Origin of the sequence: Mycobacterium sp. 050128 (genome assembly GCF_036409155.1) — a bacterium.
GTDB lineage: Bacteria > Actinomycetota > Actinomycetes > Mycobacteriales > Mycobacteriaceae > Mycobacterium.
In genome coordinates this window covers 2,070,915-2,096,940 of sequence record NZ_JAZGLW010000001.1, presented here as the reverse complement: position 1 = coordinate 2,096,940, position 26,026 = coordinate 2,070,915, and the positions used below count along the sequence as shown (strand labels likewise).

Annotated in this window: 17 protein-coding genes; 8 read left to right on the top strand and 9 right to left on the bottom strand. The window is 65.8% G+C overall.

The window, feature by feature from the left end; genetic code table 11:
- Window position 1: 1 nt before the first annotated feature.
- The 7 genes from SKC41_RS10045 to SKC41_RS10015 all read right to left on the bottom strand — a co-directional run bounded on the left by SKC41_RS10045 (window position 2) and on the right by SKC41_RS10015 (window position 14,147).
- A complete protein-coding gene (locus SKC41_RS10045; protein WP_330977488.1) occupies window positions 2–5,542 on the bottom strand; it encodes a type I polyketide synthase in 5,541 nt (1,846 codons plus the stop codon).
- Between the two features lie 100 nt (window positions 5,543–5,642).
- The gene (locus tag SKC41_RS10040; protein ID WP_330977487.1) at window positions 5,643–7,376 is read right to left on the bottom strand and encodes an NAD(P)/FAD-dependent oxidoreductase; all 1,734 of its coding nucleotides are present in this window, start codon (window positions 7,374–7,376) and stop codon (window positions 5,643–5,645) included.
- Window positions 7,377–7,626: 250 nt separating this feature from the next.
- Window positions 7,627–8,928, bottom strand: a complete 1,302-nt coding sequence (locus tag SKC41_RS10035) for a cation:proton antiporter (protein ID WP_330977486.1) — start codon at window positions 8,926–8,928, stop codon at window positions 7,627–7,629.
- A gap of 286 nt (window positions 8,929–9,214) precedes the next feature.
- Window positions 9,215–9,805, bottom strand: a complete 591-nt coding sequence (locus SKC41_RS10030; protein WP_330977485.1) for an LppA family lipoprotein — start codon at window positions 9,803–9,805, stop codon at window positions 9,215–9,217.
- 1 nt (window position 9,806) lies between these two features.
- The gene (locus SKC41_RS10025; RefSeq protein WP_330977484.1) at window positions 9,807–11,597 is read right to left on the bottom strand and encodes an alpha/beta hydrolase; all 1,791 of its coding nucleotides are present in this window, start codon (window positions 11,595–11,597) and stop codon (window positions 9,807–9,809) included.
- Entirely contained in the window at window positions 11,578–11,901 is a 324-nt protein-coding gene (locus tag SKC41_RS10020; RefSeq protein WP_330977483.1) for a WXG100 family type VII secretion target, read from the bottom strand. The genes SKC41_RS10025 and SKC41_RS10020 overlap by 20 nt, the downstream gene beginning before the upstream one ends.
- Window positions 11,902–11,996: 95 nt before the next feature.
- Complete coding sequence (locus SKC41_RS10015; protein WP_330977482.1) at window positions 11,997–14,147, bottom strand: acyl-CoA dehydrogenase; 2,151 nt, start codon at window positions 14,145–14,147, stop codon at window positions 11,997–11,999.
- A gap of 265 nt (window positions 14,148–14,412) precedes the next feature.
- On the opposite strand from SKC41_RS10015, the gene SKC41_RS10010 reads away from it, so the two are divergent.
- Window positions 14,413–15,399, top strand: a complete 987-nt coding sequence (locus SKC41_RS10010) for an alpha/beta hydrolase (protein ID WP_330977481.1) — start codon at window positions 14,413–14,415, stop codon at window positions 15,397–15,399.
- A gap of 341 nt (window positions 15,400–15,740) precedes the next feature.
- A complete protein-coding gene (gene kstR / locus SKC41_RS10005; protein WP_175364543.1) occupies window positions 15,741–16,343 on the top strand; it encodes a cholesterol catabolism transcriptional regulator KstR in 603 nt (200 codons plus the stop codon).
- On the opposite strand, the gene SKC41_RS10000 is transcribed toward kstR, so the two are convergent.
- On the bottom strand, window positions 16,340–17,419 hold the full coding sequence (locus tag SKC41_RS10000; protein ID WP_330977480.1) for a LacI family DNA-binding transcriptional regulator: 1,080 nt from the start codon (window positions 17,417–17,419) through the stop codon (window positions 16,340–16,342). The genes kstR and SKC41_RS10000 overlap by 4 nt on opposite strands.
- Window positions 17,420–17,568: 149 nt before the next feature.
- Between SKC41_RS10000 and SKC41_RS09995 the strand changes: the two genes are divergently transcribed.
- The 6 genes from SKC41_RS09995 to SKC41_RS09970 all read left to right on the top strand — a co-directional run bounded on the left by SKC41_RS09995 (window position 17,569) and on the right by SKC41_RS09970 (window position 23,159).
- Window positions 17,569–18,498, top strand: a complete 930-nt coding sequence (locus SKC41_RS09995) for a metal ABC transporter solute-binding protein, Zn/Mn family (RefSeq protein WP_330977479.1) — start codon at window positions 17,569–17,571, stop codon at window positions 18,496–18,498.
- A complete protein-coding gene (locus SKC41_RS09990) occupies window positions 18,494–19,312 on the top strand; it encodes a metal ABC transporter ATP-binding protein (RefSeq protein WP_330978824.1) in 819 nt (272 codons plus the stop codon). Before SKC41_RS09995 ends, SKC41_RS09990 begins: the two co-directional genes overlap by 5 nt.
- Window positions 19,309–20,169: a metal ABC transporter permease gene (locus SKC41_RS09985; RefSeq protein ID WP_330977478.1), complete on the top strand. Its 861-nt coding sequence runs from the start codon at window positions 19,309–19,311 to the stop codon at window positions 20,167–20,169. Before SKC41_RS09990 ends, SKC41_RS09985 begins: the two co-directional genes overlap by 4 nt.
- A 66-nt stretch (window positions 20,170–20,235) precedes the next feature.
- Window positions 20,236–20,994, top strand: a complete 759-nt coding sequence (locus tag SKC41_RS09980; protein WP_330977477.1) for a LamB/YcsF family protein — start codon at window positions 20,236–20,238, stop codon at window positions 20,992–20,994.
- Complete coding sequence (locus SKC41_RS09975; protein WP_330977476.1) at window positions 20,994–21,914, top strand: MBL fold metallo-hydrolase; 921 nt, start codon at window positions 20,994–20,996, stop codon at window positions 21,912–21,914. The genes SKC41_RS09980 and SKC41_RS09975 overlap by 1 nt, the downstream gene beginning before the upstream one ends.
- A gap of 3 nt (window positions 21,915–21,917) precedes the next feature.
- Window positions 21,918–23,159, top strand: coding sequence for an SLC13 family permease (locus SKC41_RS09970; RefSeq protein ID WP_330977475.1), 1,242 nt, complete (start codon window positions 21,918–21,920; stop codon window positions 23,157–23,159).
- A gap of 132 nt (window positions 23,160–23,291) precedes the next feature.
- Here SKC41_RS09970 and SKC41_RS09965 read toward each other — a convergent pair whose 3' ends face one another.
- Window positions 23,292–25,913, bottom strand: coding sequence for a helix-turn-helix transcriptional regulator (locus tag SKC41_RS09965; RefSeq protein WP_330977474.1), 2,622 nt, complete (start codon window positions 25,911–25,913; stop codon window positions 23,292–23,294).
- Between the last annotated feature and the right edge of the window lie 113 nt (window positions 25,914–26,026).

The window sequence follows — 26,026 nt, the reverse complement described above, 5'->3', positions numbered from 1 at the left end:
GTCACGGGTGCGCCTCCGAGGTGTCCTGTTCGACAGGTTGTTCCTGCAGTGCGGCAAGAACTTCGCGCAGGTCGGTCTCGGATAACCGTTCGATCAGCCGATCGACCTCATCCACCGTGGTGAGCTCGGGCACGTCACCGGACGCATGTCGGTCCGGAACGGCCGGCGCGAGCTCGTCAAGTATGCGCGCGGCAAGGGAGTTGACGCTGACGCCCCTGAGCAGTTCGAGCACCGGCACGTCGATGGCGAACAATGCGTTGATCCTGGACCTGAAATCCATTGCCATCATTGAATCGAGGCCAAGGTCGTCGAGTCCATCGTCGGGTGCGATATCAGTGACGGCCAGGTCGAAGACGGCGGAGACGACTTGGCGCACTTGGCGAGCGACCAGGCCGAACCGGTCGGCCTCTGGGCAGGCAGCTAGCAATTCTCGAATTGACGATGTCGAATCCGTATCCGCGCAGGATGATTCGGTGACACCCAGCTCGGAGAACATTGGCGGCAACTGTCCGCCGAGCCCGCTGCGCACCCGCGCCCAGTCGGCGCCGAATGCGATCACGGCGGAGAGCTTCTGGTTGATAAGCCGATCCAGAATCTTGGTACCCGTTGCCGCAGTGATGAGCTCAATTCCTCGCTGCGCGTACAGTTTCTCCAGTTTCAGCTCTTTGACCATGCCGACTGACCAAGGTCCCCATCCAATGGTGAGAGCCGGCAGCCCGTTGGCTCGACGGTAGTGCGCGAAGGCGTCAAGATACGCGTTGGCCGCCGCATAGTTGCCTTGACCGGGTGAGGCGATGACCGAACCGGCCGATCCGAACATCACAAAGAACTCCAGATCGTGCTCCAGGAAGGTTTCGTGCAGCACTCGGGTGCCGGTGACCTTGGGCGCCAACACCCGCTCGAAGTCGGCTTCGGTCATGTTCACCAAGAGTTTGTCATCGACGACTCCCGCGGCGTGGAATATTCCGCGCACTGGCGCACCGCCATGACGAATATGGTTGGCAATCCACGACTTAACCTGGTCGACGTCGGTGATGTCCACGCTGGCGGTGGTCACCCGGGCACCGAGACGCTCGACTTTTCCGATGGTTTCGATGATCGCGTAATGCCGGTCTTCGGGTCCGACCCGCGCCCAACTGTCTCTTGGCGGAACTTTGCTTCGGCAGAGCAGGGCAATATGTCGCGCGCCCCGCTCGGCGAGGTAGGTTGCGACAACTCGACCAAGAGCCCCAGCCCCGCCGGTGACGATGTATGTCGCGTCGGGAGGAAGTTTGGTCGGAAAGGTTTTGGCCGCCAGGGTGCTGCTCTTCCGAAGACGGGGTACCAATGTCGCGCTCTCACGGAGGGCAATCTGGTCTTCGGGATCACCGTCGAGAATGTGCTCGCAAACGCGGACAGCACTGTTGGCCTGGTCGTCGCGCTCGTCGATGTCGATGAGCCCGCCCCAGTGTTTGACGAATTCTTGATGACCGATCACTCGGCCGAGTCCCCACAGGGCCGCGTGCGGTGCAACCGGAGTGTCGCTGGGCAGCGCCGGCTGCGCATTGGCGGTCACCACATAGAGGCGTGGTGCAACGGTGTCATGGTCTACGAGAGCCTTGACCAAGTGAAGTATCGCGAAAAGGCCTAGGCGGTGGTCTGTTTCCGAGGAAATATCAAGCGGCCAGCAGTCGATGATCCCGGCGAGGCCACCCTCACGGTCGAGTTGAGTTTGGAGTAGCTGCCTCAGCTGCTCCGGCTGTGACGGGTCGAGCGTGTACTCGCCGTCGACTCGGCTAAGCGCGGCTACGGACTGATGGCCAACGGTGTAGACGCGTTCACCGCAGCGCCGCATCTGCTCGGCGAGCGTTGCCCCGAAGCCTGCGTTGTCCGCCAACACGAGCCATGAGCAACCGGCTGTCGGAGTTGACGCCGCCCGTTGCGGACGTTGGCTGTCCGGACGTGGCACCCACTCGATTTCCAGCAGACCCTTGTCCACCCGTTCGGGCGACATCCGAGACGCGGCGCCCAATGAGCGCACGGTGAAACCGTTGAATACGGCGAGCGGCTCGCCTTGCTCAGCCGTGATGGTGATATCGCTTTCGATCTCGTCCTCGTTGGCGGCGACGACGCGTACGTGCACAGTCATGTGTTCTTCGGGCCGACGATAGACGGCGCTGTGCCGCAGGCGAACTGGAAGATAGGGACTTTCATTCGACTCGGATTCGAAAAGTGGTGTTCCCAAGAGTGTTTGGAATGCGCCGTCTATGAGAGCGGGATGGAAGCGGAATGCGTCGAGGGTTTCGCGCAGCGCTGCCGGAATGATGAGCCGGGCCGTGGCCCACCCTTCTCCGGCAGTGACATCGGCGACGGTTCGAAATGCGTCGCCGTATGCCAAACCGACGGCTTGGGTTCGTGCGTAGAACTCGGCGCCGGCGATGCTGGCGGCCTCCCCTGCCCCACTCACGATGTCATTCGGCCGCGGCGCCCGAGGCAGCGTGTTGAGCTCGGCGGTGGCCGTTATGGTCCACTTGACGTCCCCACCGGCCGTTGCTGTGAACGAAGCGAATTCCAGTGTGCCGCTGTTTTGGTCAAGGGTGGTCCGCAGTATGGGATCGCAGGTGTCATCGAGGATGACGGCGCGGTGCAGCGTCAGGTTGTTGACGCTGTACTCGGCCGATCCGTAGGCTTCCGCGGCGGCGGCGAGGGCCATCTCGACGTATACCGCCCCGGGCACCAGGACGCTTCCCTGCACTTGATGATCCGCGAGAAACGGGATGCGGGTAGCACTCAGCTCGACTTCCCAGGTCGGGTGTATGGCGCTCACCGGCTGCCCCAATAGCGGATGTACCGGTTTGTAGTGCAACTCCTCGATCGCTTCGGGGGTCTCGTTCCAGTAGCGCTTGGACTGCCACGGGTACGGCGGAAGCTTCAGCAGGCGTGCGTGCTGCTGGGCAAAGAACGAGTCCCATGCGATCGAGCGCCCGTGACAGTGCAGTGCGCCAATGCAATTCATCAGCGCGCGACTGTCGTCTGTATCGCGCCGTTGCGCCGGCAGCACGACCACGTCGGTCTGCTGGGAGGCGGCGATCTCGACCAACGAGGTTGCCAGCACAGGATGCGGGCCCAGTTCGACGAAGTGGGTATACCCGTCCTCGAGCATCCGGCGCACCGCCGGTTCGAAAAGCACAGTGGCGCGGGTGTTTTGCCACCAGTAGGCGGCCCCTGCGGCGTAGCGGTCCAACCGGTCGCCGGTCACCGTGGAATACAGCGGAAGCGACGCTGCGGCCGTGCACAGTCCGTCCAGCGACGCATAGAGTTCGTCTTTCACCGCCTCCATGTAGTGGGTGTGGTACGGCACCTGCACCGCGAGGAACCGATTGAAGACCTGGCGCTGATCGAGTTGACGGGCAATATCATTCAGGGCATCGTCGGCTCCCGCGACCGTCACGGCGGTCGGGCTGTTGACGGCGGCGACGGAAATCCGTTGTCGGTGGTCGGCGAGCGCCGTGTCGTCAATGATTGCGGTGAGCGATTCCACGTCGAGACCGACGGCGAGCATGCGCCCCAGTCCACTCGTTCGCTGCTGCAGGCGGCTTCGATGGTAGATCACATGGATCGCTTGCTCGAAGGTGAGCACCCCGGCCAGGTAGTGCGCGGCGACCTCACCCGCGCTGTGACCGATCACGGCGTCGGGAGTGATGCCGAATGCCTGAAATTGCGCGGCCAGTGCTACTTGGATTGCGAAGTTGGCCGGCTGGGCGATATGCGTTTCAGCCATCCGCGAATGGGTCTCGTCTGCTGTCAGCTCCTCGATCAGCGACCAGTCAGCGTAGCGGGAGAGCTCTCGATCGCATCGTGTGATGCAGTCGGTGAAGGCCGGATAGACGCCTAAGAGTCCCCGGCACATCTTCCACCACTGCGGGCCCATGCCGGTACACACAAACGCCACCTTGGGGGCACTCGCTGGTGTGCGACCCACCACCGCGCGCTCACTTTCCGCGAGGCCTCGCAGCTGGTCTCGTGCGTCAGCGGTGCTTGCCGCGATGACAGCACGGCGATAATTCATATGTGAGCGACGTTGGCTGAGCGTGTAGCCGAAGTCCTGCGCCGTGACGTCGGGATGTTCACTCAAGTATCGGGCCAGCTGGTCGGCTGTCGCCGCAAGCGCTTCCTCGGAGCGCGCCGAGATCGGAAATATGGCCAGCGGCAACGGCGGCGAAGGTTTGGGGTCCGGCACGCCGATCGGCTCCGGGGGTTCGGCAAGCACGACATGCGCGTTGGTGCCGCCGAAGCCGAAAGAATTGACCCCGGCGATCCGTCGTTTGACATCCGGAAACACGCGACCGGTCCGGGGAATATCGATGTTCCATTTGACTAGCGGCATCCGGCTATTCGGCGTCTCGAGATGCAGAGTCGGTGGGATGTAAGCGTGCTTGAGGACCAAGGCCGCTTTGATCAATCCGGCCACCCCGGCACCGGCCTCAAGATGCCCGATATTGGTTTTGACCGATCCGATCAGCAACGGATCGTTTGCAGGCCGGCCGGCGGCCAACGCGCGGGCGAGCGCCTGCACCTCCACCGGGTCGCCGACTGGGGTTCCGGTGCCATGCGCCTCGACATAGCCGATGTCGTGGGGGTGAACGTTGGCATCACGTAATGCCCTGGCAATGGCCGCTTCCTGCGCCCGGGCGCTGGGTACGGTGATGCTGTCGGTGCGGCCGTCCTGACTCACCGCGGTACCCAGGATCTGGGCGTAGATTTCATCCCCGTCGCTCAGTGCTTGCTTCAACGGTTTGATGACTACGACGGCGCCGCCCTCGCCTCGCGCGTATCCGTCAGCGGACTCGTCGAAAGCCTTGCAGCGTCCGTCGGGGCTCAGGAACCCGCTTTTGGATTCGGCGATCGCGGTGTTGGGGCCGATCATGATGTTGACCCCGCCGGCAAGCGCGAGAGCGCATTCGCCGTTCCAAATACTCGACGCCGCAAGGTGTACCGCGACCAGCGAACTCGAGCATGCCGTATCTATGGTCATGCTCGGTCCGCGGAAGTCAAACGCGAACGAGATGCGGTTGGCCAGCATGGTCATCATCATTCCCGTGGCGGAATGGGTCTTGAATCGGTAGCGACTGGTTCTGCCTTGGTTTTGCAGCAATTGATAGTCGAGCGTGAACCCGCCGACGAATACCCCGACTTCGCTGCCGGCGAGGCGGTCTGCGGGTATTCCGGCATCCTCGAGTGCCTCCCACGTGGTCTGCAGTAAGAGACGCTGTTGCGGATCCAGCAGATGCGCCTCACGAGGCGATATGCCGAAAAATTGCGGATCGAATTGGTCGATCTCGCGCAGGAATCCGCCTCGGCGGGTCACCATCTTTCCGGCTTTTGCCGCGTGCGGATCGTAGTATTTATCCGCGTCCCAACGTGTTTGGGGAACCTCACGGGTGGCGTCCATGCCGCTGCGCAGCAAGTCCCAATAGCGTTGCGGGGTGTCGGCATCGCCGGGAAATCGACACCCGATTCCGACGATCGCCAACGGTTCGCGCGCGTCGTGCGCAGTGGGCATGCTCATCCTTTCGCCCCACGTAGCACAGCTTTGGGCATCGGCGGCCGCGACGCCGAATTTGCAGCACCGAGATGAGGGCTGTGCGAAATCCTATTGAATATCAATGAAGTTGGAGTGCTGGTGTTGTCTGGATCAACCAGGTGTGACTGATCGGATTGACGGTCTGCCGTCGGCGGTAACCGGAACGGAGTTCACGTAGATACGGATCGCGCTGCCACGCCTGAGCCTGCCGCATGACGTTGTCCTCGGTGAAACGACTGCTCTTGTCCGAAATGACCGCTTCCACCAGCTGTCCCGCCAGCTGATGCAACAACTGAGAATTCGCCTCGAACCCGGCGATGAATTCCGAGGGCTGACCCATCATGGCGGTGTGCAGTGTCGTCATGAAATTCAGCGGCGCGTACAAATCCACGAATCGCCTTGAGGGCTGGGCGGTTTCGACCGCTGCCCACTCCCGAAAGAAACGTTGAGTGCGATTGCTCAGCGTGATCAATCCCTCCAGGTATGGCACCACTTGAGGATCGTCCGCGACACTCACAAACCGACCGTTAACGTACAAGAAGCCGACAAACCCCCAGTAGAACGCGATGTCCCAGATCACCTTCGCCGACATCACGGCCGGTGAGCCCATCAGCGGGTATTGATGGCAATACACCGCCAGCCACATCTCGGTGAGGGACCGAAAGAGGGAGTCGCTCACCGCGGCCCGGGCGATGACGTTTTCCCCGTCGAGCTCTCGGGCGATCATGTCCGTGATGAGGCCGTTACCGATCGCTACTAGATCGAGTCCCGAGGAATACAGGGGATCCAGGAAGACCCCCGAGTCACCCGTGAGGCACCAACGGCTACGGCCGTCGTAGACCTGCGTGGCGCCGTGACTGTAGTTCTTCATGACCCGGAAATCTTTGATCAGATGTTCGTGCTCTGCCAGAACCGCGGCGCATTGCGGCTCTCGGTCGCCAAGCCACGCCAAAGCCTTTGCGAGGGTGTTGAAATCGTCGAATTCGTGCACTGCTGGGTCGGCGACGATGCCGACGCTGGTCGACCCGGATGCGAGTCGGATCAGCCATACCCAATACCCCTCGCCCATAAGATGATTGGTCGACAGCGCCCGGTCGCCCTCGACAAGTCGCGCTTGCCAGGCCGGGTCATCGCTCCATTGGCCGACATCGATTTCCGTTGCCACGCGAAGCCAGACGGCGTTGCAGTTGTGCTCGTTGGCGCGCCGCAACCCCAGCCGTCGCGACAACGCCCGGTTTCGTCCCGATGCATCGACCACCCAACGAGTCGTCGTGTGCGTCACCGTCTCACCACTCTGCACTGAGACCGTGTTCGGCCGACCCGCCACACCGAACTCAACGTCGACAACTCGGCCGCTGAGGATTTGCACACCGTGCGCCATGCACCGTTGGTGGAGTTCGTTTTCCAACCGGCCGCGATCGATCTGATAGGTGACTTGAGGGACGAACGTGGAGCTGCCGAGCTCCATTCGCGCAGCGATATCGGTGTTGGCTTCGTGAGTGAAGAACATGCGCAGGCCCATTTTGCGTAGCTGCGCTGATTGCAAATGATCGGTGAGGCCAAGACGGTCCCGAAAATAATGGGCGGACACCTCCACGGTCGACTCGCCGACGGTATGGGTGATCTCGGGTACCGGATACGAGGTCGGTGAAACGATCAGGATGCGCGTCTGAGGCCGTGCCGTGCCGATTTCGAGTGCCAGCGTCAGTCCCGCCACACCGCTGCCGATGATCGTGACGTCGTGGTCGGGAGCGTCTGCGTCGGTCTCCAACAGTCCCGCGATCCGGCGCGCCAACTCCTCACGTGCGTCCACGCTCAACTTTGAGAGCTGCGCTCGCGCGTCCATAAGTCTCAACTCCCCCAGCCGATGATTCACTCACTTAATAGTTAAGAACTTACACGGAAATACATTTCTGGCAACACTTGTGACGTAGCCGGTCGCAGCCCGCCGGGACGCCGTGCTCCTGGCTAAACGCACTGCGCGACAACGGCTCTCCGACGTACGCACTTGAGCCGCCACCGCGCAGCAGCGCCGGGGCGGAAATGAAATCTATTATCTTTACTTAACTAATCTCTAATTGAACCTCTTCAGTGGCCGCGTCCTCACCAGTCGCATCCGTGGGCAGCGATTCGTCTACGCGCCGGCGACCGTATACCCATTCGAATAGCGGTGTCGCCATCAGAGTGGTGACGATGGCAACCAAGACCAAAATGCTGAACAGCGTCGGCGTGATGATTCCGGAGTGGAGTCCGATGTTGAGAAGAATGAGCTCGATCAAGCCGCGCGCATTCATGAGTGACCCTATGGCGATGGCTTCACGAACTGGCACTTTCCTCAGCCACGCGGCCAATGCGCACGCGACTCCCTTTCCCGCGACCGAAACGACGAGGATTCCCGCCGCCACCAGCCAAAGCTTCCCACTGTTGACAAGACCGACCTGGGTGTTGAGGCCCGAGTACACAAAGAACAGTGGCAGCAACAGGGTGGTGACGAGTGGCTCGAGGCACGCGGTGAGTTGGTGAGCGAAGCGTCCTGAAGGCATAGCAACCCCCAGCACGAAGGCTCCGAATATCGCATATATGCCGATACTGTCGGTGAACCACGCGCAGGTCATGAGCAGAATCAGAACCGTGCTGAGCGTCGATGCCGACACCGAATTCTCGCGTTCCGATTTGGTGCCCAATCGAGCCAATGCCCGGCGACCGAGGGTCAACAGCAACAGCGTGTAGAAGATTCCGCCGACAATTGCGGAGACGGCCATCATGGGGCTGCCACGGTGGACGGCCAGAACAACCGCGAGGATGCACCATGAAAACGCGTCATCGGTTGCACCGCATATCAGGGCGAGGGTGCCTAAAGGTGTCCCTGACAGCCGTTGTTCGAAGATTATTCGGGCGAGCATAGGGAAAGCGGTGGTAGCAATCGACGCACCCAAGAACATCATTGCCAGGACGAGCGAGACACCCTTTTCGAAATAAAATCCTTGCGCCAGAAGGGGAACGGCGATGAGAGCCCCCAGGGCGAGTGGCGTGACGATGCCCGCGGCCGACACTGCCACCGCGGTGCCGGCGCGATGTCTGAGCAGGTTGACGTCGAAGTTGAGCCCGACGAGAAACATGTACAGGACTAAGCCGATCTGTGCTGCGGTGTAGAGCACAGTGTTAGCTGCTCCCGGCGGAAACAGCTGATGTTGCAGCCCTGGCGCTACCCGCCCCAGCAGTGACGGGCCTAGAAGTACACCGGCGATCATCTCGCCGACGACTTGCGGCTGTCCGAGTCGTTGCGAAACAAGTCCCACGAGCCGGCAGACTCCGAGGATGACGGCCAGTTCGAGAAAAAAATGTATGGCGGTAGCCGCGGTCATGATCTACGACCCCGGATCCGAAGCGTCGACCAGCGATCCGAAGACGGCGGTCATTGAAACCCCGGAAGGTGCTCTGCACGCGGGCACGGCGGCGCCAGCGTCGTCTCCGGTTGAGCGTGCGGGCACGTGTTCCTCTCAACGTTTCGGGCGAAGCCTCGCGGTGTCCGCCCGGTGATTCGTTGCCGTCACGCGTCTGGATGGGACCGTTTCGATAGGCGCCGGCCTCTAGTTCGTCGAGCCGGCTTGGGCCGCCGGCCCAGTAGATCCCGGCTGACGAGTTAACTCGCTACCGTGGCGACGTGGGTGCCGGCGGGATGTCCCACGGACCTGGGCCGGGCGCCGCATGATGACATCCGGTCGCTCCTTTGACACTCATCAGTGCGGGATTCGAGCCGGCCGGAGGGCTGATGATCAACCGGATTCCGCCGTGCTCGGCGGGCAACTCCGCGCTCACCGATTGGCCGTTGGTCACGACGACGTGCTCAGCGTGGTGAGCCCGCAGTACGTCGGCGGCAGCGGCGATCACCGCATCGCGATCACCCGCTGATACCGGAGCCGTCGCCAACCACTCCGGTAGCTGGTAGATCGATCCGGACAAAAAGGTAAACGGCGGCTCGCAGCCGGACTGACCGCCCGGCAAAGCCGGCGCGATCGACCACTGGGCTGCTGGGTAGACCCGTTGAACCGCATCGCGCATCGCGGTTGCCACGCCGATCAGGTCGTTGGCGGCCTCTTGGAGCGAATCACGTTCGTTGAGTTGAGATTCCAGCACCGTCGCGGACGGCTGACCCGCGCGAGGCGACGGATACGGATCGTAGTGACAAGAAGACAACACGGCGGCGGTCGCCAACACCGCCGGATAGAACCGCCGATTCACCTTAATTCCCCGTCTTCGTCGCGCCCTGGATTCCGGATAACACCGCCGCCAAGTTGTACCCGGACATCCTCAAATTGTGGTTGGCGGTCCCGTCATCGCGCGGGTATTCCGCATGTCCGCTGGCGCCGGCGCGTTGCTCTCCGAGTACTGGATCAACGCCGGCCGATGTAGACAACTGCGAGATCCCGGGCATTTGGTTGGGCGTCTCCCCGAAGCGCTCACCGGTGTCTCCGCTGCCGAGGAGCAAATTAAGCTCCGGACCGATGATGGGTACCGCATCCAAAATGGCCGGCCCGCGCTGTACCCACACGATCGGGTCGGCGTCCGCTTGTTCGTAGTACGCGTGGCCCCCGGGTGCGAGGTGCAGATCGCCGGGCTGACCCAATTCCAGTCCCGGCGAACCGTAGAAGACGACGTTTTTCACCGGGCTGCCTTGTTGCAGGGCGAGGCTGGTGACCAGGGACCCGTAGGAATGCCCGAAGGCCGTGATTTCCTGATGCGGGTTCTGCGTCGTCGCGGCCAGCCCATTGAAGAAGCCGTTCAGGCGCGGCGCGGCGTCGCGCGCCAAGCCATCGCCCAAGACTCGCATGTCGGACAAATCGGCCGGCGGCTCGTAACCCACCCACGCGATCGTGGCCACCGACCCCGGGTTCGGGTCTCCGGCATGGGTGAGGATCTCGGCCGTGGTGTGCCGCAGATTGGTCGCCTCATCAACCATGCCGGGCAGGCTGCCGGCATTGGTGGCGACACCACCGGTCGTCACCCCGACATGTGCGGCGCGGTCGACGTCCCCGATCCCGATGGCGCCGAACACATGTCGCGGATTCGAAGCCGGATCCAGCGTAACAAGGCTGCGGCGATCGCTCGGATCGATCTTGCGTGGCGTTCCGTCCGGGTTCGTCGGATACATCGCACTCTGGATGCCGATCAGATCGTTGTACCGGGACTCCGCGTTGGCGAGTGCTGCCACGGGGTCACCGGTCATCCCGGGCGGTGCATCGCCATGATGAGTATTCACGTACTCCCAATACCGGGACTCGTTGCCGCGGGCGGTATCCAAGGTTGTTTTCGCTACCGCAAGCTCATGCGGCAGGCGAATGCGGTTGGCGGCATCCCGGATATCGGCGGGAATCCCTTCCTTGTCGATTGCGGCAGGGTCTTGGCTCAGCAAGTCCACCTGCTGCTGCGGGGTCAGGCCGTCCCACCACTTCTTGCGGTCCGCGGGCGACGCCGAATCCGGTGGAGGCTTCGCCAGCGGCCGGGGCGGCTGGCCGCCGGCCGGATCGGCGGGTGTGGTGGCAGCCCCGTCAGCCGTCTGGATGGCGGTGGCCAGATCGCGGTCGGCGTTGTCCGCATCGGCGAGCAGCTGCTTGATGCGAGCCACGAGATCCTGCATGACGGCCTTTTGCTGCTGAAGCTGGCTGGCGGTCAATACGGCGGTCTTCGGGCTGACCGCGCCGGTCTGGTCGTCGATGCGCAGGAACGCCTCCGCGGCATCGCCTTTGATCTTCGACAGTCGGTATTTCAGGTCGGCGACCTCGGCCGAGGCTTTCTTCGCCGCCTCCGCGACGCGCCGGCACTGATCTCCGTGGTCGTTCAGCGTGACTTTGATGAGATGGGCCGAATCCCGCGCCGCATCGGCGGCCCGACCGTCCCACGGGATGAAGGACAGCAAGTCACCAACGGTGTTTCCGGTGTTCTGCGCGCCCTCGGCCCGAGACATCGCCGCGGCAAACACCTGATCGATCGCTGCGACATCCCAGATTTCGATATCAGCGAGGGTCAGCGCCATACACGCGACTCAGCTGCTGAGCGTTGTCCCGCTCCATGTCGACAAATCCGGAGGCCGCGGCATCGAGGCCCTCGTGATGATGGTTAAGCATCGCGTGGTGCTGCGTCGCGTCGGACTGCCATCGATCGAGCAATCCCGAAAGGGCCACGGCTGAACTGCCGACCCATCCACCCTCGGCGTCCCACCCCTGCGATTGAGTCGATGCGTAGGTGACCGCCAACTCCTCGTGCTGCCCGCGTCCCTCGGTCGCGGCGTGAAAGACCAAACCGGGGACGACATCGAGGTTCTCGCCAAACGGCGACATTAGGAGCCTCCGTCATCAAGTAGACGCACGTGTTACTGCGCGACAAGACCCGAAGTCCTGATGCTATTGCGGCACTCGGCGACCCGACAAGCCACCTAACGCGGCAGGCCCAGCAGCCGCTCCGCCGCAACGGTCAGCAGGATCTGCTCCGTGCCGCCCGCGATCGTCAGGCAGCGCGTGTTGAGGAAGTCGAACACCGCTCGGTCGTTCTCCTCGCGGCGGTCAACCAGGCCGCCGCCCTCGGCGACGTCCATCGTGAATTCGGCCAGCGCCTGCCGGTAGCGCACGCCGATCAGCTTGCGCACGCTGGATTGCGCGCCGGGGTCCTGGCCCCCCACCGCCAGCTGGGCGATGCGCTGATCCAGCAGCGCGCCCGTTTGGGCCAAGATGATCAGCCGCCCCAGCCGGTCCTGCTCGGCGACGTCGAGGTCCCGCTGCGCCAGCAGCTTGAGCAGCTCTTCCATCGGGTTGCCCAGCGCCGTCCCGCTGGCCATCGCGACCCGCTCGTTGGCCAGCGTGGTGCGGGCCAGCCGCCAGCCGTCGTTCACCGTGCCGACGACCATCTCGTCGGGCACGAAGACGTTGTCCAGGAACACCTCGTTGAACAGCGAGTCGCCGGTGATCTCGCGCAGCGGTCGGATGTCGATGCCGGGCGATTTCATGTCGATGAGGAAGTAGGTGATGCCCTTGTGCTTCGGGGCGTCGGGATCGGTGCGCGCCAGGCACACGCCCCAGGCCGCTTTGTGCGCGGCCGACGTCCACACCTTCTGCCCGGTCAACAACCAGCCGCCGGCTGGATCTTCGGTGCGCACTGCTTTGGTGCGCAGCGACGCCAGGTCCGAGCCCGCTCCCGGCTCGGAAAACAGCTGACACCAAAGGAATTCGCCACGCGTGGTGGCCGGCACGAAGCGCTCGATCTGCTCCGGCGTGCCGTGCTCAAGGATCGTCGGCGCCGCCCACCAGCCGATCACCAGATCGGGTCGCTCGACTCCGGCCGCGGCCAGCTCCTGGTCGATCAGCAGCTGCTCGGCGGGCGACGCGGCGCGACCGTACGGCTTAGGCCAGTGCGGCGCCTGCAGCCCCGCATCGGCCAGGGCCACCTGCCGCTTCTCGGCGGGCAGCGCCGCGATCTCGGCGACGGTCGCGGCGAGCTCGGCGCGCTGATCCTCGACCTCCGTCAAGTCGATGCTCAGCCGTCGGCGCACCCCGTCCTGGGTGAGCTCGGTGATGCGGCGCAGCCAGCGCTCGGCCCCGCCGAGATACCGGCCGATCGCGTGCGCGCGGCGCAAGTACAGGTGCGCGTCGTGTTCCCAGGTGCAGCCGATGCCGCCGAGCACCTGAATGCAGTCCCTGACGTTCGCCTTGACCGCGGGGATCGCGACGCCGGCGGCCAGCGCGGCGGCAATCGAGAACTGCCTCTCGTCGGAGGCGCCGGCGGCCCCGGCCGCGCGTGCTGCGTCCGAGGCGGCCACCTCGGCCTGCTCGGCGCGGCACAGCATCTCCGCGCACAGGTGCTTGATGGCCTGAAAGCTCCCGATCGGCTTGCCGAACTGCTCGCGCACCTTGGCGTAAGCGACGGCAGTCTCGAGCGACCAGCGAGTGATGCCGGCGGCCTCGGCGGCCAGCACGGTAGCGGCCAGTTCCTGCACCCGCTGCCGCGATTCGTCGATCGGGGTCGCCGGTGCCGACGTCAGCACCACGCGTGCCAGCGGCCGGGAAAAATCGGCGGCCCGCAATGGCTCCAGCCGCACGCCGTCGCTGCCGGTGTCGACGAGGACCCACCTCTCGCCAGCGGGCAACAGCAGCAGCCCTCCGTCGGCGCCGCCCAGCACGAAGTCGACGGTGCCCGACGCCTGCGCGCCGTCGAACTGGACGTCACCCTCGAGCGCCACACCCGCGAACCGCTCCCCCGACGCGAGCGCGGCCAACACGCCGGGATCGGTGACCACCAGTGTGGCCAGCGCGGTGGTGGCGATCGGCCCGGGCACCAGCGCCTTCGCCGCCTCCTCGACCATCGCGCACAGATCTTCGATGCTGCCGCCGGCCCCGCCGGCGTCCTCTGAGATGGCCACCCCGAACAGGCCGAGGTCGGCCAGCCGGGCGAACACCGCACGCCAGGCGTCCGGGTTGCCCTGCTCGACCTCGCGTATCGCCGCGGTTCCGCCGGGACCGGAGGTGGCGTTGCGGGCCCAATCCCGCACCAACTCACGTGCCGCTAGCTGTTCGCCGGTAACGGTCGCTACCACGTAGAGCCCTCCGGGTTCCGAATGAAACGTGACGACAGGGAGCACTAACTCCCACTAGAACGTGTTCTAATAGTGCCAGCGATCGACCGTCAAGTCGAATGCCATCGCGCCGACAGTCGGTCCGTCCGCCCCATCACGAAGAATGCCTCGGCGCGACCTCTTCTCCGCTCGCTCTAGCATTGCTCGGCCGATCATCTACCGCGACGGATGCTGCATTCGCGCCTGATCACGCCCGACTCGATGGGGTAAGTGTTTCAATTTCTTAATGACCTTGGGTTCGCTAGCGCGACGCGCCGGCGGCAATTTCGTGGCCGTGCTCAGCGCGGCTGCGATCGCCGCAACTGTGGCTGCCCCGCGCCCAGCCCGGGGCGATTCCATCGCGGCCGACAGCACCACTGACGTTGCGTGCGCGACCTCGACCCGCCAGGTACCGACGACATGGTATGTCCCGAGCACGGCGCCGCTCGGATTGGTGTGGTTGCAGCACGGCTTCGTCGAGGGCAAGAACGTGTGGTCTGCCTTTGCCACCGAGGTTGCCAACAGCGGATACCTCGTGATGGCCACCACGCTACCCACCGTCAACCCCTTCGGTTGCACCGTGGAGCACCTGATCGACAACACCGGCTTCCTCGACAACATCGCCGATGTGTTTGCCCACAAAGATGATCCGAATGGCGCCTTGGCATCGTCGCTCGCGGCGGCGACGTCGGATCTGGGCCGACCCGTCACGCCGTTGCCCGAGAAGTTGGTGTTCGTGGGGCATTCGGCCGGGGCGGAGGCCGTCGAATACGTCGCCGAGCGCCTGCATAGCGCCTACCCGGCCGCCTTCAGTCAGCTGCGTGGCATCATCAGCGAAGACGGCGTGAAGTCATTTATCGGCTCTAATACCGACAAAGCGTTGGCCGGGCTGGCCAGCACCACCCTGCCGATCTACGCCACGGCGTCACCGCACCTGCTCTGCAACGCTTTCCGAAGCGGCACCAGGGCACTCGAACGGTATCTGCCGGATCGAGCATTTCTCGGAGTGAAGCTGACCACCGGCGCCCACGGTGACGCGCTCGGCATGTCGTCGCCGGGTTACGAAAACCTGGTGTGCGGTCGTCCGAAGCCCGCGAATGTGGCGGCGGTATGGGGTCTGACGCGAGGCTGGATCACCGACATGTTCGCGGGAACAATCACGCCCGATTTCTACCCGGGTGGCAGCTACTACGCCGACCTACTGACCTCCGGCACCATCACCACCCTGCCGTGAGGAGCCTCGACGGCGCCGTGGGGAGGGCAGCGCCGGAAGAGACTGCGGCACTCAATTGGCCAGACGCATCACGCGCTTGCGCGAACCCCTTCATGCGTCGCGTGCGTTCTCGTTCTTCTCCACTAGAACGTGTTCTAATAGTGCCAGCGATCGACCGTCAAGGCGAACGCCATTACAGCAGGACAGCTCGCTGCCCCGGCGGGACGGAGGTGGGAAATTCACACACGACTTGGTTATCGTTTGCGAACGAACCACCCGAAAGAGGAGCAACCCGTCAGATGTCGTCAGCGAACGCTAACTCTGGCCACGTCCCTGACTCGCAGCCACGCGAGGTCATGAACGTGGCAGTACTTGCCGAATCCGAGCTGGGCTCGGAGGCACAACGCGAGCGTCGCAAACGCATCTTGGACGCCACCATGGCCATTGCGTCCAAGGGCGGCTACGAGGCAGTTCAGATGCGCGCGGTGGCGGATCGCGCGGACGTGGCGGTCGGGACGCTGTACCGCTACTTCCCCTCGAAAGTGCACCTGCTGGTGTCGGCCCTGGGCCGTGAGTTCGGTCGCATCGACGCGAAAACCGACCGCTCCGCGATGGCGGGCGGCACGCCGTTTCAACGGCTGAATTTCATGGTCGGCAAGCTCAACCGCGCGATGCAGCGCAACCCGCTGCTCACCGAGGCCATGACACGTGCCTACGTCTTCGCCGACGCGTCGGCGGCGAGCGAGGTCGATCAGGTGGAAAAGCTGATCGACAGCATGTTCGCCCGCGCGATGAGTGACGGCGAACCGACCGAGGATCAGTACCACATCGCCCGGGTGATCTCCGACGTGTGGTTGTCGAACCTGCTGGCCTGGCTTACCCGGCGCGCCTCGGCAACCGATGTCAGCAAGCGGCTCGACCTGGCAGTGCGGCTGCTGATCGGCGACTCGGAGTCGTCCGGCTAAACCGGCGGACCGGAGGTCCGGCCGCGGATCAGCTCGGTCTCCAGCAGCTCGACGACCGGCAGGCCGGACCGCGGTGGGCTGAGTAGCAGTTCCCCGGCCCGATGACCCTTACGCAGGCTCGGCTGCGACACCGTCGTCAGGCCGCGGCTGATCGCCTCGGGCACACCGTCGAATCCGGTGACGCTGATCTGCCCGGGCACGTAAATGCCATGTGCGCGAAGGTAATCCATCGCCGACAGCGCCAAGATGTCTGCGGTGCACATCAATGCGGTGATCCGCGGATTGGCCTCCAGCGCCACCCTGGCCGCCTCGCCACCCGATTCCGGCAGGTGTTCGTAACTCTCGACCACGGTCAGCGAATCCGGGTCCACGCCGGCGGCCTGCATGGCGTCCCACACGCCGGTGATGCGTTCGCGCTGAACGTCGAAAGTCAACGAGCGCAGCCGATCCGCGTCGGCCACGTCTTGGCGGCACTCCTGGCCCAATCGCATTGTCAGCAGCCCGATCTCGCGATGCCCCAAGCCCAGCACGTAGTCGGCGAGCTCGCGCATCGCCGCCCTGTCGTCGATGCCCACTCGCGACACCCCGGCCAGGTCCTTGGGCTGGTCGACCACCACCACCGGCACCCGCCGCTGCAGCACCACCTGCAGGTAGGGGTCGTCGTCGCGGACCGAATACACCACGAAGCCGTCCACCCCGGCGGCCAGCACCGCGGCCTCGCCGTCCTGGCGGCTGCGGCTGGGCCCGACTGCCACCAGCAGTAGGCCCTGCCCCTGCTCTTCGCACGACTGCGCCACTCCCGTGACGAAATCACGCGCCGCCGGGTCGCTGAAGAAATACGTCAGCGGCTCGGCCATCAACAATCCGACCGCCCCGGCCTTGCGGGTGCGCAACGACCGGGCCACCGGGTCGGGTCCGGCGTAGCCCAGCCGCTTCGCCGTGGCGAGCACCCGCTCGCGGAGGTCGGGTGAGAGCTGATCCGGCCGGTTGAAGGCGTTCGAGATGGTAGTGCGGGAGACTTTGAGTTCGGCCGCCAACGACGCCAGAGTCGCACGCCGGCGCGGTGTGGGACTCACGATCGCCGACGCTACAGCGCGTCCTCGCCCGCGCCTAAGCCGCCGCGATCTGCTATTTTCTAATGGAAACGGTTTTCATTAGTATTATGACTCGGCAGACCGGACCGCCACCGGAATTTCACGCCCCCGGGCAGCGCTGATGGGACGAAATGGGACAAGTTAACGGGCGCACGCGCATCCTGACGGCGTTGGCCGCCTGCGTGATCGGAGCGACGGCGATCACCGGCTGCGGCGGCGCCGGTTCCCCGCACTCGAAGGGGGCCACCGTGGTGGCCTCCACCGATGTGTGGGGCAGCGTCGCCCATGCGGTCGCCGGACGCCACGTCAACGTGAAGTCGATCCTGTCCGGCGCCACTATCGATCCCCACACCTATCAGGCCAGCGCCTCTGACGCCGCCGCCATCCTGGACGCCGGATTGATGGTCTACAACGGCGGTGGCTACGACCCCTGGGCGACGCAGGTGCTCAGCGGCCATCCGGACATCAAGTCGGTGGATGCCTACGCGTTCGCGCCGAAGGCGGACCACGGAAATCCGCCCAACGAGCACGTTTTCTACGACCTTGGCGTGGCCAAGACCGTTGCCAACACCATCGCCGACCGCCTCGCAGCCATCGACCCGGACAATGCCGCCGACTATCGGGCCAACGCCGCCGGGTTCGGCCGCGACGTCGACAACATTGCCGCGTCGGAACGCACCCTCGCCAACACGTTCCCCAACGCCTCCGTCGTCGCGACCGAACCGGTGGCGTACTACCTGCTGAAGGCCACCGGCCTGGTGGATCGCACCCCCGAAAGTTTCATGTCCGCCAACGAGAACGGGACCGATCCGTCGCCGGCCGACATGGCGTTCGTCCTCGACCTGGTCAACCGCCACCAAGTCGCGGCAGTGCTGGTCAACCCCCAGACCGCCACGCCCGCGATCAACGGCCTGCAGGATGCGGCGCGTCGAGCGGGCGTTCCCGTCACGCTGGTGACCGAGACGCTGCCCGACGGCGCCGACTACCTGACCTGGCAGCGCAAAACCGTCGACCAATTGCAGGCCGCGCTGCGATCGGGTGAGGCCAGTGCCGGTAATTGACCAAGCGCTCGAGACGGCCGGCCAACGGCCACCCGCCGTCTCGCTGACCGGGGCTCGGCTGGCATTCGGCGACCGCGTGCTGTGGGACGGCCTCGACCTGTCGGTGTCGCCGGGGGAGTTCATCGCGGTGCTCGGCCCCAACGGCACCGGCAAGACCTCGCTGCTCAAGGTGTTGCTCGGACAACTCCTGCTGAGCGCCGGCGTCGCGTACGTCGACGGCAAAGAGGTCACCTCGGGCAGCGGAGCCATCGGCTATGTGCCCCAACACCGCCCGATCGACCGGGAGGTGATGCTGGTCGGGCGCGACCTGGTGCGGCTGGGCATCGACGGGAACCGCTGGGGTGTCATGCCGCTGCGTTCGACCGAGCGCAGCCGGCGGAAGCTGGCCGTGCGGCAAGCGCTGGCCCAGGTGAACGGCGAGTCGCTGGCCGACGTCCGGGTCGGGCTGATGTCGGGCGGGGAGTTGCAGCGCGTGCGCATCGCCCAGGCCTTGGCCAGCGATCCGATGGTGCTGCTGTGTGACGAGCCGCTGTTGGCTCTGGACCCGGCCAACGCCAAGCTGGTCGCGGCGCTGATCGACCGCCGCCGCCGGGAGTCCGACACCACGGTCATGGTGGTGACCCACGAGATCAACACGATCGTGCCGTACGTCGACCGGGTGCTGTACCTGGTCGACGGCCGCTTCCGGATCGGCACCGTCGAGCAGGTGATGAACACCGAAACGCTGTCGACGTTGTACCGGGCGGACATCCAGGTGGTGAAGGTCAACGGCCGCTACGTGGTGATCGGAGACGACAGCGGGCACGCGTTATGAACAACCAGCTCTCCGGTGTGCTGGATCATCTGTTCTCGTTTGACATCACGGCTGCACTGCTCAGCCACGACTTCGTCCAGCAGGCGCTGCTGGCCGCCGCGCTGCTGGGCCTGGTCGCCGGGCTGATCGGCCCGTTCATCGTGATGCGGCAGATGTCGTTCGCCGTGCACGGATCCAGCGAGTTGTCGCTGACCGGAGCCGCTTTCGCATTGCTGGTCGGGTTCCAGGTGGGCCTGGGCGCGCTGATCGGCAGTGCCGTGGCGGCCGCGCTGTTCGGTGTTCTCGGGCAGCGGGCCCGGGAACGCGATTCGGTGACCGGGGTGGTGCTGGCGTTTGGGCTGGGCCTGGCGGTCCTGTTCATCTACCTCTATCCCGGACGCACGACGACGAGCTTCGCGTTGCTCACCGGTCAGATCGTCGGGGTGGGCTACACCGGACTGGCGACGCTCGCGCTGGTGTGCCTGCTGGTCATCGGGGTCCTGACGGCCTGCTACCGGCCGCTGTTGTTCGCCACGGTCGATCCCGACGTCGCGGCGGCCCGCGGGGTGCCGGTGCGGGCGCTGGGCATCGTGTTCGCCGCGCTGGTCGGCGTGGTGGCCGCTCAGGCCGTGCAGATCGTCGGCGCGCTGCTGGTGATGTCGTTGCTGATCACGCCCGCGGCCGCGGCCGCCCGGGTGGTCGCCTCGCCGGCGGTGGCGATCCTGGCGTCGGTGGTCTTCGCCGAGGTCGCCGCGGTGGGAGGCCTCGTGCTGTCGCTGGCGCCCGGCGTCCCGGTGTCGGTGTTCGTTGCAACGATCTCGTTTCTGATTTATCTATCTTGCTGGCTGCTGGGACGACGGCGCGAGGCCGGCACTTAGGCTCGCGCGCGTCCAGTCCGCGGCGAAGGTGGCTAGGCAGCCAGGATCCCGCAATAAGCTAGGCAGGTGGCCGCTATCGACCTGAACGCCGACTTGGGTGAGGGCTTTGGCGTCTGGAGCCTGGGCGATGACGACGCCATGCTCGGAATCGTCACGAGCGCCAACGTCGCGTGCGGTTTCCACGCCGGCGATCCCGCCAGCCTGTTGCGGGTGTGCAGATCGGCCGCCGAGCGTGGCGTACGCATCGGAGCTCAAGTCAGTTACCGCGACCTGGCCGGGTTCGGCCGGCGGTTCATCGATGTCGCCGTCGAGGATCTCGTCGCCGACGTGGTGTATCAGATCGGCGCTTTGCAGGCGATCACCCGCGCGGCGGGCTCGACGGTTTCCTACGTCAAACCCCATGGCGCGCTGTACAACACCATCGTGACCAACCACGAGCAGGCCGCCGCCGTCGCATCGGCGATATGTCTGGCCGACGCCACGCTGCCGGTGCTGGGCATGGCCGGCTCGGCGTTCTTCGAAGAGGCCGCCCGCGTCGGATTGCACACCGTCGCGGAGGCTTTCGCCGATCGGGCCTACCGGCCGGACGGCCAACTGGTTTCGCGCCGAGAGGCCGGCGCGGTGCTGGACGACCCGGCGGCGATCGCGCAGCGCGTGGTGGCGATGGTGTCCTCCGGGCAGGTCACCGCCGTGGACGGCTCCCAGGTTTCGGTGAGCATGGAATCGGTTTGCGTGCACGGTGATTCACCCGGCGCGGTGCAGATCGCCACCGTGGTGCGCGACCAGCTCCAGGCCGCGGGCATCGACATCAGGCCGTTCTGCTGATGCGGCTCAAGCTCGGTCGCCCCGACATCGCGCGCTATTTGGATCGATTCGACGCGCCCGCTGCCGACGCCAATGGCCTCTCGGCGACCTGGATGGGTGTGGCAACGCTGCTGATTGACGACGGCTCGTCGGCACTGATGACCGACGGCTATTTCTCGCGCCCGAGCCTGGCGCAGGTCGCGGCCGGCAGGCTGTCGCCGTCGCCGGTGCGGGTGGACGGCTGCCTGGCCCGCGCGAAGGTGTCGCGGCTGGCGGCTGTCATACCCGTGCACACCCACATCGACCACGTGATGGATTCCGCACTGGTCGCCGACCGGACCGGAGCACAGCTGGTCGGTGGTGAGTCCGCGGCCAATGTCGGGCGCGGCTACGGCCTGCCGGAGAACCGCATGATCGTCGCGGTGCCGGGCGAACCAATCCGGTTGGGCGCCTTCGACATCACGCTCATCGAGTCACACCATTGCCCGCCCGACCGGTTCCCCGGCGTGATCGACGCGCCCCTGGTGCCGCCGGTGAAGGCGTCGGCCTACCGCTGCGGCGAGTCGTGGTCGACGCTGATCCACCATCTGCCGTCGGACAAGCGACTGCTGATTCAGGGCAGCGCCGGCTTCGTCAAAGGCGCGCTGGCCGGACAGCGCGCCGAGGCCGTCTACCTATCGGTCGGCCAGCTGGGTCTGCAGCCGCGGTCCTACCTGCTCGACTACTGGGCCGAGACGGTGCAGGCGGTGGGCGCGCGCCGGGTGATCCTGATCCACTGGGACGACTTCTTCCGTCCGCTGTCGAAGCCGTTGCGGGCCTTGCCATATGCGGGTGACGACCTGGACGTCTCCATCCAGGTGCTCGATGAGCTGGCCACCCGCGACGGTGTCGCATTGCACATGCCGACGGTGTGGCGACGCGAAAACCCTTGGATGGTATAGGCCTTGGCTTTAACCGTTGCGTTGCTGCTGCTTGCCGTGGTACTGGGGTTCGCCGTCGCGCGCCCGCGAGGATGGTCCGAGGCACTGGCCGCGGTTCCCGCTGCGCTCATCGCGGTTGCGATCGGCGCGATTTCGGTCCACCAGGCGGCCCGCCAGGTCGCCGACTTGTCAGGGGTGGTCGCGTTCCTGGGCGCGGTGCTGGTGCTGGCCAAGCTGTGTGACGACGAAGGCCTGTTCGAGGCCGCGGGCGCCGCGATCGCCCGAACGCCGCGCGGCTCGCACGGACTGCTGCGGCAGGTGTTCGTCATCGCCGCCACCATCACCGCCGTCCTGAGCCTGGACGCCACCGTGGTATTGCTGACCCCGGTGGTGCTGGCCGCCGTGCGCCGGTTGCGAACTCCCTTGCGCCCCTACGCCTATGCCACCGCCCACCTCGCCAACGGCGCCTCGCTGCTGCTGCCGGTGTCCAACCTGACCAACCTGCTGGCGTTTCACGTCGCGAACGTCTCCTTCACCAAGTTCACCCTTGCGATGGCGCTGCCGTGGCTGGCCACCATCGCCACGCTGTACCTGGTCTTCCGCGGCTTCTTCGCCCGCGACCTGCGTGTCGCGCCCGACCCGGACCAACTCGGGCCGGCACCACGGCCGCCGGTGTTCGTGTTGGTGGTGGTGGCGCTGACCCTGGCCGGGTTCGCCTTCTCCGAGCCGCTGGGCGTGCCCCCCGCGTGGGTGGCACTGGCCGGCGCCTCGGTGCTCGCGGTGCGCAGCCTGCGCCACCGGCACACCACCGTGATGGAAATCCTTCGCTCGGCCCAGGTTTCGTTTCTGGTGTTCGTGCTGGCGCTGGGCGTCGTGGTGCAGGCGGTCACGCTGAACGGGATGGACCGCGTGATGTCCGCCGTGCTGCCGCACGGGTCGGGGCTGCCGGCGTTGCTTGGCATCGCCGCGGTGGCCGCCGTGCTGGCCAACGTCGTCAACAATCTGCCGGCCACGCTGGTGCTGCTGCCGCTGGTCGCCCCCGGCGGCCCGGTCGCGGTCCTGGCGGTGCTGATCGGGGTCAACATCGGGCCGAACCTGACCTACGTCGGTTCGCTGTCAAACCTGCTGTGGCGGCGCGTGCTTCGCCAGCACGACGTCGAAGCCGGTGTCGGCGAATACACCCGGCTGGGCCTGTGCACGGTACCCCCGGCTCTGGTGGTGTCGGTGCTAGCGCTGTGGGGGTCGGCGCGGCTGCTGGGCCTCTAGACGTACGTCGGCGTCGTCGCCCCCAGGCTAGATGTGGGCGCCAATGGGCTTTGAGGCCACGACCGTGAACGGCATGGCCAGCGGGAAATCGTCGTCGAGTGAAGCGATTTCAGCGCTGCGGGCAGCGCTGTGTCAGCCTCGTCCGCAGGGTCCCGATCGAATGATCGACGCCAGTTCCTCGCGCGACTGGGCCCCCACTCGCTGGCAAGCCCGGTACACGTGGCCCTCGACGGTGCGCACGGACATCACCAGCTGCTCGGCGATGTCCCGGTTGGACAGACCGGCCACCACGAGCTCGACGACGTCACGCTGGCGGCCCGAGAGTTTGATACCCGTCGGCGTCCGCAGCGCCGGCGTCTGCAGCCCACCGCATTCATCGGCTAACTCCCTGGCCAGCGCCGCGGCGTACATTCCGCGCCGATGGTGCTGGCCTTCGTCGAACGCCACGGACGCCTGCGCTGCCGCGTCGGCGGCAGTGGCCCGGTCACCGATCTCACGGTAGGCCGCCGAGGCCGCGAGCAGGCCCTCACCGTCCCCAGCGTGCAGGGCCACCGCGTGTGCACCGATGGCGGCGGCCAGCGGCAGCGCCAACTCATCGGCCAGCTCGCGTGCCCGCGCGGCCTGCGAGGCGTCGCCCCATTGAGCCGCGGCCTGAATGCAGGCGAGTTCATGGGTGGGCTGGCCGCGATCGCGGGCCAGGCGTGCCGCCTCCTGTGCGCTTGCCACGGCCTCGGTCAGGTGGCCGCTTGCCGCCATCGCCCAGCCGTCGGCCAGCGCCAACGCGGTGTGCATGAACAGAAAGTCCGGCGGCACGCACGACCGCGCGGCTGCGACCGCTTCATTGGCCTCGCCTGCTTGTCCGAGCTTGGCGTGGGCTTCGGCCAGCGCGAAATAAGTCGCTGGCCGTAATCCCGTTGTGACGGAGTGTATTTGCACTCCGGCAACCGCTTCGTGCACCAACCGGGCCGACTCCGCGACGGCACCGCGGGCCAGCGCGGCGTTGCCCAACAGGAAGGAGAGGTTCGCGTAGGCCAGGCCGGGGATCTCGCGGGCCGAGTCGGCCAGTTTCTTTGCCATGCTGACGAATTCATCGATCCGTCCGACCAGCCGGCAGGCGCGGCCATAGACGGCGCCGAACCAATATCGCATATGGGACGCCTGAAACGACGTCGTCGCGCGCCGCAGGGCCTGCTCCGCGATACCCGAGAGATCGTCGACCCGACCGAGCGCGCCCATCGCCATGATCAACGCCAGGGATGCCATCATCGCGTGAAACCCCGGTAGCTCCGGGAAATCCAATGCGGCCCGGGCGTTTACGACCGCGATCTCGCAGCGCGCCGACACCGCGTCCAGGCACGCCTGCACTGCCAACCGCTCCGCCCGCTGCGCCGGCGTCTCGGGGTTCGCGGCCAGGCCGGCCAGAATCGGGGCCGCGTCGTGCGGTCTGGCGAGCCACCAGATCAGGTTGGCCGCCCGCACGGTCGCCCAGTGGTGGCAGCCGGGCTGGTCGTCGCAGGCCATCTCGCGCAACGCCGCCTCGGCGGCCTCGCCGCGCCCAAGCAGCACCAGGTTCATCGCCCGCACCTCGGCCGCACCGGGCGCGCCGGCCGCCGTGGCGGCGGTGGCGAACCGGTCGGCCAGATCGAGATCAAGCAACGTCATGGCGTGCCGCGCCGATTCCAGGTATAGCCCGGGGTCGGGATCGAGGTCCGACTCGAGCCGCAGCAGCGCGCGGCGCACGGTGGCCTGCATGTCGGCGTCACCGTCGTCAGCCAACCGCGTCGCGAGCCGACCCCGGATTTCCGAGAGATACAGCTCGCCGGCGCTCGCGCGGCGCAGCTCGCCGAACAGCGGGTGGGCGAGCCGGGCCGTCAATCCGGCCGCGGTGCGTTCGATGCTCACCAGGCCCATCCGCTCGGCGGCAGCCACGTCGCTGCGGTCCACCAAGTCGCAGAGCACGCCGATGGCCAGCGGCTCGCATTGCGACAACGTGTCGACCACCATCGCCATACCCGGGCTCAGGCGGCCCATCTGGCGGCGCAGCGTGTCGGACAGGCTCGCCGAGACCGCCACATCACCGTCCCACATCCATACCCCGGCGGTTTTGCGCATCCGCCCGGCGGCCACCTGGTCGGCCACCAGCTGCCGCAGGAACAGGGCGTTGCCGCCGGTCAGCTTTTGGAAGCGGGCCGCGCTGCGCGCATCGACGGGACCGTCCAGCCTGCTCTCGATGACCTCGCGGGTGGCCGCCGCCGAAAGCGGTTCAAGATCAAGCCGTTCCAGCAGCCCGTCCTTCCACAACGCCGTCACCGCGTCGGGTTCGTCGCTGCCGGTGCGGATTGTGACCACCAGTCGGACCCCGCCCGATTGCGCTAGCTGATGAACGACGAGGGCAGACAATCCGTCCAGCAGGTGCGCGTCATCGACCCCGACTACGACCCTGCCTCGACGCTGTTGCGCGACAAACGAATTGATGACCCGTTGTACATCGGTCAACGGGTTCGACATCGCTTCACCCAGCGAGCCGATAAACGCTCCCAGCGGCAGCGCATGCGCCGAGTCGGTACCGACGATCCACTTCGTCCGCTCCCCCGCCGCCGCGGCCCGCCGCAGCGCCTCGTGGGCCAGCCAAGTCTTGCCCACGCCAGCGGCTCCGGCGACTACCACGCCCGAGTGATTGCCTGCTGCGCTGAGGGCGCGGCGAATGATCCCCAATTCACTGTCGCGCCCGGTCAGCGGCTCAGCGCCGATCACTCGGCGACTATAACGGTGCAGGAGCATCGAATGGGCGGCTTTGCCGACGTTTCGGTGAGCCGATGTGTAGTGGACACGTATCAGTCGCGTAGTCGACTACGCTCCCGCCGCCG